This is a genomic window from Microbacterium sp. (genome assembly GCF_047971895.1).
Classification (GTDB): domain Bacteria; phylum Actinomycetota; class Actinomycetes; order Actinomycetales; family Microbacteriaceae; genus Microbacterium.
Genome location: NZ_JBKEAF010000010.1, coordinates 1 through 2,225 on the forward strand (window position 1 = coordinate 1; position 2,225 = coordinate 2,225).

Sequence of the window (2,225 nt, forward strand, 5' to 3'; positions counted from 1 at the left end):
ACGTCGAGCACCATCGCGGCCGGGCTCGCACCCGTCTGCAGGAAGGAGTTGACCACCTTCAGGCGCTTGATGGCGCGGATCTTCTTCTGCCCCTTGCCCTCGGCGATCTGCAGGTGCAGCGTCTCGCTCTCGGCGGCGAGGTCGAAGTTCTCGAGACGCTTCTTGATCGCCTCGGCACCCATGTACGCCTCGAAGTAGTCGCCGTAGCGATCCATGAGGTCGGCGAAGACGGCATCCTCGGGCTTGAGGTCGCCCACCTTGAGGTTGCGGAAGTCCTCCCACACGCGCTGCAGACGAGCGATGTCGTCGTCGTAGCCCTTGCGGATCGCGGTCATCTCCTTCTCGGCCGAGGCCTCGGCGCGACGGCGCTGATCCGCCTTCGCACCCTCGGCCTCGAGCGCGGCGAGATCCGACTCCGCCTGCTGCTGGCGCTGCGCGATCGAGATGTCGCGCTGATCCTCGAGCGTCTTCAGCTCGAGGCGCAGCTCGGCCTCCAGCTCGCCGAGATCTTCGTGACGGCCTTCCTCATCGATGTCGATGATCATGTAGGCGGCGAAGTAGATGACCTTTTCGAGATCCTTCGGTGCCATGTCGAGCAGGTAGCCGAGGCGCGACGGCACGCCCTTGAAGTACCAGATGTGCGTGACGGGCGCGGCCAGCTCGATGTGGCCCATGCGCTCGCGGCGCACGCTGGACTTCGTCACCTCGACGCCGCAGCGCTCGCAGACGATGCCCTTGTAGCGCACGCGCTTGTACTTGCCGCACGCGCACTCCCAGTCGCGGCTGGGACCGAAGATCTGCTCGCCGAAGAGCCCGTCCTTCTCGGGCTTCAGCGTGCGGTAGTTGATGGTCTCCGGCTTCTTGACCTCGCCGAACGACCAGCTGCGAATGTCGTCGGCGGTCGCCAGACGAATCTGCAGCTCATTGAAACTCGTACCCTCGAGCAACTTCTCTCCTTGGGTTGAAATGAAAATCTTTAGTCGGTGCTTACGCGCGCGTCATCCTCGGATGACGCGGCCGTGGGCTCAGATCTCGTCGACGGACGAGGTCTCGAAGCGGGTGGACAGGTTGATGCCGAGTTCCTCCGCGGTGCGGTGGGCCTCGTCGTCGTTGTCGCGCAGGTTGACGGCGTTGCCGTCGGCACCGAGCACCTCGACGTTCAGGCAGAGCGACTGCATTTCCTTCATGAGCACGCGGAACGACTCGGGCACGCCGGGCTCGGGAATGTTCTCACCTCGCACGATCGCCTCGTACACCTTGACTCGGCCGAGGATGTCGTCCGACTTCACCGTGAGCAGCTCCTGCAGCGCGTATGCCGCACCGTAGGCCTCGAGCGCCCACACCTCCATCTCACCGAAGCGCTGGCCGCCGAACTGGGCCTTGCCGCCGAGCGGCTGCTGGGTGATCATCGAGTAGGGGCCCGTCGAGCGCGCGTGGATCTTGTCGTCGACGAGGTGGTGCAGCTTGAGGATGTACATGTAGCCGACCGAGATCGGGTACGGGTACGGCTCGCCCGAGCGACCGTCGAAGAGACGGGTCTTGCCGGTGGAGTTGATGAGGCGCTCACCGTCGCGGGTGGGCAGGGTCGAGTCGAGCAGACCCGCGATCTCCGCCTCGGACGCGCCGTCGAACACCGGGGTCGCGACCTTGGTGCCGGGATCGGCGGCGAGTGCCTCGGGCTTGAGCTTCGCAGCCCACTCCGGGTTGCCGTCGACCTGCCAGCCCTGCTGCGCGATCCAGCCGAGGTGGATTTCGAGCACCTGGCCGAAGTTCATGCGGCCGGGGATGCCGAGCGGGTTCAGGATCACGTCGACGGGGGTGCCGTCGGCGAGGAACGGCATGTCTTCGACCGGCAGGATCTTCGAGATGACGCCCTTGTTGCCGTGGCGGCCCGCGAGCTTGTCACCCTCGGTGATCTTGCGCTTCTGGGCGATGTAGACGACCACGCGCTGGTTGACGCCCGAGCCGAGCTCGTCGTCGTTGTCGTTCTCCGCGTCGAACACCTTCACCGAGGTGACCGTGCCGGAAACGCCGTGCGGCACCTTCAGCGAGGTGTCGCGCACCTCGCGGCTCTTCTCGTTGAAGATCGCGCGGAGCAGGCGCTCCTCGGCCGAGAGCTCGGTCTCGCCCTTCGGCGTGACCTTGCCGACGAGGATGTCGCCCTGCTTGACCTCGGCGCCGATGCGGATGATGCCGCGCTCGTCGAGATCCTTCTGCGCCTCCAT

Annotated in this window: 2 pseudogenes; both read right to left on the reverse strand. The window is 65.6% G+C overall.

Annotation, left to right across the window (positions count from 1 at the left end):
- Nucleotides 1-947, reverse strand: a pseudogene (locus ACK5IN_RS01615) (DNA-directed RNA polymerase subunit beta'); the annotation flags it as partial.
- 78 nt (nt 948-1,025) lie between these two features.
- Nucleotides 1,026-2,225 (reverse strand): annotated as a pseudogene (locus tag ACK5IN_RS01620) (DNA-directed RNA polymerase subunit beta); the annotation flags it as partial.